Raw genomic sequence first — 5,565 nt, 5'->3', positions numbered from 1 at the left:
AAAAAAAGGGTGCGTCACAGACTTATGACACACCCTCTTTTTTCTTTTCCTATAAACCGAAAGATAAAAAGAAAAAAGTGAAAAGCAAAGAACAAAAAGAAGGAATGCAAAAAATCCCACATCTCTTTCAAGATGCGGGATTTATTATTACATTTTCGATATATTGCTATACCAAACAATTTTATGATATTTCATTATCTTAGTCCAACCACTTTACGTAGCAGAAGTCCTGACGATGTGGCAACTTCTCATTCTTAGGATACATACGAACGCCTGTCTTGAATGAACCAGCATTGATTGGTTCGATCTCAGCCTCGAATGTGAAGTTGTTGCCCTCGTGACCAACCATCTTGAATGGATAAACAGCATAGATTTGCTTACCATCCTCTGGCTGATCCTTCAATACAACAAGCTCCAAGCCAACAGCATCGTTCAAGCCCTGCTCATCGATAACATACTGAACCTTGATCTTCTGACCTGTCTCAGCAGCCATCAACTTGCTGTCATCCTTAGATACTACGTGGATACCATCCCAACGCTCAGCAACGCTTTCCTTCCAGAGTGCAATCTCCTTAGCCAAAGCATTGTCGTTAGCGCTCAACTTCTTGAAGCGGGCAGCCTCCTTGTTGTAGAACTTATCATAGTAGTCATCCAACTGACGCTTCATTGTATAGTGAGGAGCGATAGTAGCGATAGAGTTCTTTACTACCTGAATCCACTCCTTGCTGAAGCCTTCCTTGTTCTTGTTGTAGTACATTGGGATGATGTCGTTCTCCAAGAGGTTATAGATAGTAGCAGCATCAAGCTGATCCTGGTAACCCTGGTTCTGGTATGTACGCTTCTCAGGAAGAGCCCAACCAGCACCCTCGCGGTAACCTTCTACCCACCAACCATCAAGTACAGAGAGGTTAACAACACCGTTCATCTCAGCCTTCTCGCCAGATGTACCAGAAGCCTCCAATGGACGTGTAGGGGTATTCATCCAGATATCAACACCTGAAACCAGGCGACGAGCCAATGTCATATCGTAGTCCTCCAAGAAGATAATCTTACCAAGGAACTCAGGACGCTGGCTAATCTCGAAGATTCTCTTAATCAAGCCCTGACCAGCACCATCAGCTGGGTGAGCCTTACCAGAGAAGAAGAACAATACTGGATGCTCAGGATCGTTAACGATCTTAGACAAGCGCTCCAAGTCGGTGAAGAGCAAGTGAGCACGCTTGTAAGTAGCGAAACGACGGCAGAAACCAATCACCAAAGCGTTAGGATTGATACGCTCGAGCAAAGATACTACACGAGCAGGATCACCCTGATTCTTCAACCATGTCTGTGTGAACTTCTCACGGATATAAGCTACGAGCTTCTTCTTCAATGTCATACGAGTATTCCAGATTTCTGCATCTGAAACATTGTAGATTGCATGCCAAATTTCCTCGTTGCTCTGGTCGTTCATGAAGTTCTTATCAAAATATGTGTCATAGAGTTTACGCCACTCTGTTGCAGTCCAAGTTGGGAAGTGAACACCATTGGTTACATAACCTACGTGGTTCTCCTCTGGGAAATAACCCTTCCAGATATTAGAGAACATCTGCTGGCTCACCCAACCATGGAGCTTACTTACACCATTAACATCCTGACAAGTGTTGCATGCAAAAGTAGAAAGACAGAAACGCTCGTTGTGATCGTCTGCATTCTCACGACCCATGCCAATGAACTCATCCCATGAAATACCAAGACGCTGTGGATAGCCACCCATATACTTACCGAAGAGAGCCTCGTCGAAGTAGTCGTGACCGGCTGGTACTGGAGTATGAACTGTATAGAGAGAAGAAGCGCGAACCAACTCAAGAGCCTGGTTGAAGTTCAAACCATCCTCTTCGATGTAATCGCAGAGACGCTGCAAGTTGCAGAGAGCAGCATGACCCTCATTGCAATGATAAATCTCCTTCTTAATACCAAGTTTCTTCAAAGTCAAGATACCACCGATACCCAGCAAGATCTCCTGCTTCAAGCGATTCTCCCAATCACCACCATAGAGAGAGTGAGTGATAGGACGATCAAACTCTGAGTTCATTTCATTATCAGTATCCAAGAGATACAACTTGATACGACCAACATTCATCTGCCATACATAAGCGTGAACCTGGTAGTTCGTATAAGGTACGTCTATGACAACTGGGTTGCCATTCTCATCCAGAACACGCTCCAAAGGAAGAGAATTAAAGTTCTGAGCATCATAATTGGCAATCTGCTGACCATCCATGCTCAAAGACTGCTTGAAATAACCATATCTGTAGAGGAAACCAACAGCACACATATCCACGTTGCTATCAGAAGCCTCCTTCAAATAGTCACCAGCAAGCATACCAAGACCACCAGAGTAGATTTTAACCACTTGGTTGATACCATATTCCATACAGAAATAAGCTACAGATGGACGCTTAGCGTTAGGTTTTACATCCATATAATCACGGAACATCTTGTAAACCTTCTTCACCTTAGCCATCATAGCCTTGTCTTTCACGATAGCTTCCTTGCGATCATAACTCAAACGCTCCAAAAGCAACACAGGGTTTGCATTAACCTGCTCGTACAATTTCTCATCAAGACTCTTGAACAAGTCTCGACCTTCGTAATTCCAAGCCCACCACATGTTATGAGCAAGCTCGTCCAAGCACTTCAATTCTTTAGGAAGGCTCGACTTGACTGTTGTCTCCTTCCATTGAGGAGCATTTGCATAATCAGCTTTAATTTTCATTGTGTTTTATATAAAAGTTTGTTATATTTAAAGTAATAAGTTTTATTTATCCTATCCTTACTAATCTACTTTCACTTTCAGCATGATTTACTTTTTCGCTGTCAGATCAGTCATTCGTTTTTCGGCTTTACGCAGCGCAAAATCATAAGCCTCATAATAGTATTCTATAAAATGACTCCACAATGCTTTTTTCGAGAGTTTATCCGCGTTGCTGCGACATTTCTTTACTTGAGCATCTGTCATACCAGAATATTTGGCCACAGTATCCTTAATCGCATCAGCAACCTCAGAATAGTTGTAGTCTGTACGCTTGATGACCTTTACGCCATCTTCTATCTCGCTATAACCTCCTTTCACCTGATTAGCCCAAAGTCCAAATCCTGCCAAATCAGTCGTGATACATGGCACCTTGAAAGCTACAGCCTCCAGAGGAGTATATCCCCAAGGCTCATAATATGAAGGGTAAATACAGAGATCATTACCAAGCACGATGTCATAATAACTCTTATTGATGATACCATCATAACCTGTCAGGTAACAAGGCAAGAATATCAACTTAACCTTATCATCTTTGCGGTTGTGCATATTGAAATATTTCAACATACCCAACACATTATCATGACTCATATTGTGCAACCAATGAGTAATCTCAGGTATCTCCAAAGGTGTATCATATTTCTTGCCACTTTCCAAGCGTTCAAGAAGATCTTGTCGAGGCTCTCCTACCCAACCAGGGACATCAATAAAGGCCAAAACATTCTTCTTCAAATTACCATCTCGAAGCAAACGGTTCATGGCTTCAATATAGACATCAATACCTTTATTACGGAACTCGTAACGGCCACTTGTTGAAACTATCAAGGTATCATCCCCTAAGTCTGTACCCATTAAAGCATTTGCTACATCGAGCAAACGCTTGCGAGCTTCCTTACGTTTCTTGGTAAAAGCAGCAGCCTTAGGTACAAAACTATTGTCAAATCCATTAGGCAATACAAAATCCACCGGCTTATCAAGCAATTCCTTACATTCTGTAGCAGTAATATCACTAACAGTCGTAAAGCAATCAACAAACATTGCCGTCTGTTTCTCTATAGAATGCTTGCTTTGCATATTCAGTTCACCAGCCATCTGGTCACCGTTATAAGCAAAAAGATAATCATAAAGCGGCTTATTATTACCAGCAATACTTCTTCCTATACTTGTTGCATGTGTGGTAAAGACAGTAGCTATCTCAGGCAAATGCTTATTAATATAAAGCACACCGAGTCCGGTCATCCATTCATTTCCATGATAGATAACCTTCTTACCTTTTTCAATAACATGCTTATAGAAGCTCTCAACAACTAATGCTGCTGCATAAGAGAACATAGAGGCCTCGTCATAATCTCCGTATGCATGAAGACTATCAACTTGATAGTCATTCCATAGCTGACCATAAATCTGGTCTTTAATTGCATAATAAGGAGTAAAATCAACAAGAATTGCTACCGGTTCTCCTGGTATATTCCAACGTCCAATTTTAATTATTAAGCCTTCCTTTTGTGCTTCGGTTTTCCACTCCGCATAAAGCGTAGTATCTTCTGAGAAATAAGGATTAACCTTATCCCCCCAACAATCAGGACCTATAAAGATTAAACGATCCTGCAACTTTTCTGTAAGAGTCTTGGCGCGTGTTGATAAAACAGTATAAATACCGCCTACCTTGTTACATACTTCCCAACTAGACTCAAATATATAATCTGGAAATAATTTGTCCGTTCCCATAAAATATCAATAAAACACCGCAAAGATAACTAAATAATTGCAAAAAACGAACAAAAAAGAAACTTTATTGGAAAAAAAAGTCGTTTTCTTGATTTAAATAAATAACTTTGTCGCAGTAAATTCACTAAACAATGAAAAAGATAATATTAGCACTTATGTTATGCATGTCATATTTGACATCATTTGCGCAAAAAGACAGCACAATCTTTAAAGGTTATTTGTCTAATAATGAATATGAAGTTTATCTACAAATTAACTTCTATCAGAATGATATTAAAGTACCAGGACAAGAAATCTTCGGTACTATTGCAGGCTTTTTGGGTGACAGAAAGGACAGCAGAAAATGGTTGATAACAAATGCTGCTATTGAGGGGAAAACCGCTCACCTATCCATTATCAACGATTATGGAAGTGAAGATCTTATAGCAGACCTAACCTTAGAAAGCGATGGTACATATAGTCTAAAGCAGATTACTGGCAGCAATATAAAAATTGCCCGCAATAGGAAGTGGGTAAAAATACCCAAAAAGCTAACTTTTATGAAAAAATAAAATTTAAGAATTTCTGAGCAACTATTAATCCGCTCAGAAATTCTTAAATTATAGACCATTACATTATGATTAATAGAAATTTAAAAAAAGAAAGAACCAAAAAACTCTGCGGAAATCCGTGAAATCTGTGAGACTTAAATAATCAATGAGAAAAAATCTGCGTAAATCTGTGAAATCTGTGGGACAAAATAATCAATGAGAAAAAATCTGCGTAAATCCGTGAAATCTGTGGGACTTAAATAATCAATGAGAAAAAATCTGCGTCATCTGCGAAATCTGCGTGAAAAAAATAGGAGCTCATTTCTGGCGCGAGCCATTGGCCAGCGGCCAAATATCCGCGGAAATCCGTGAGTAATCCGATAAGCAAGATTGCCTTCCGATTCATCCGTGAAATCCGATGAAGAAAAGATCCGATGTAAAAGAACCCCCGGAGTAGAAAATAACCCCAGCTGAGAAGAAAAAGATCCGCGGGAAGAAAAACAAAAAAGCCTC

General features: G+C 40.3%; 5 protein-coding genes. 2 read left to right on the top strand and 3 right to left on the bottom strand.

What is annotated here, in order from left to right; translation table 11 throughout:
- On the top strand, positions 1–203 hold a 203-nt coding region (locus DW917_RS17890), incomplete at its 5' end, for a hypothetical protein (protein ID WP_233524794.1).
- Here the strand turns inward: DW917_RS17890 and glgP are convergent.
- Together glgP and DW917_RS16035 are read right to left on the bottom strand one after the other, a co-directional pair.
- The gene (glgP, locus tag DW917_RS16040; RefSeq protein ID WP_118120339.1) at positions 200–2,758 is read right to left on the bottom strand and encodes an alpha-glucan family phosphorylase; all 2,559 of its coding nucleotides are present in this window, start codon (positions 2,756–2,758) and stop codon (positions 200–202) included. The two genes, DW917_RS17890 and glgP, sit on opposite strands and share 4 nt — an antisense overlap.
- A gap of 87 nt (positions 2,759–2,845) precedes the next feature.
- Positions 2,846–4,522, bottom strand: a complete 1,677-nt coding sequence (locus DW917_RS16035) for a glycogen/starch synthase (RefSeq protein WP_118120337.1) — start codon at positions 4,520–4,522, stop codon at positions 2,846–2,848.
- 131 nt (positions 4,523–4,653) lie between these two features.
- Between DW917_RS16035 and DW917_RS16030 the strand changes: the two genes are divergently transcribed.
- Positions 4,654–5,073, top strand: a complete 420-nt coding sequence (locus DW917_RS16030; RefSeq protein ID WP_118120335.1) for a hypothetical protein — start codon at positions 4,654–4,656, stop codon at positions 5,071–5,073.
- 235 nt (positions 5,074–5,308) lie between these two features.
- Here DW917_RS16030 and DW917_RS17885 read toward each other — a convergent pair.
- The coding region (locus tag DW917_RS17885; RefSeq protein WP_233524793.1) for a hypothetical protein at positions 5,309–5,565 on the bottom strand (257 nt) is incomplete at its 5' end.

Origin of the sequence: Prevotella sp. AM42-24, from assembly GCF_003461825.1 — a bacterium.
Lineage (GTDB): Bacteria > Bacteroidota > Bacteroidia > Bacteroidales > Bacteroidaceae > Prevotella > Prevotella hominis.
The sequence above is the reverse complement of the archived record's forward strand: the minus strand, read 5'-3'. Positions and strand labels throughout refer to the sequence as shown.

Bases quoted from the DNA above. Each gene is read 5' to 3' on its own strand.
- glgP (WP_118120339.1), bottom strand. From the start codon at position 2,758: ATGAAAATTAAAGCTGATTATGCAAATGCTCCTCAATGGAAGGAGACA.
- DW917_RS16035 (WP_118120337.1), bottom strand. From the start codon at position 4,522: ATGGGAACGGACAAATTATTTCCAGATTATATATTTGAGTCTAGTTGG.
- DW917_RS16030 (WP_118120335.1), top strand. From the start codon at position 4,654: ATGAAAAAGATAATATTAGCACTTATGTTATGCATGTCATATTTGACA.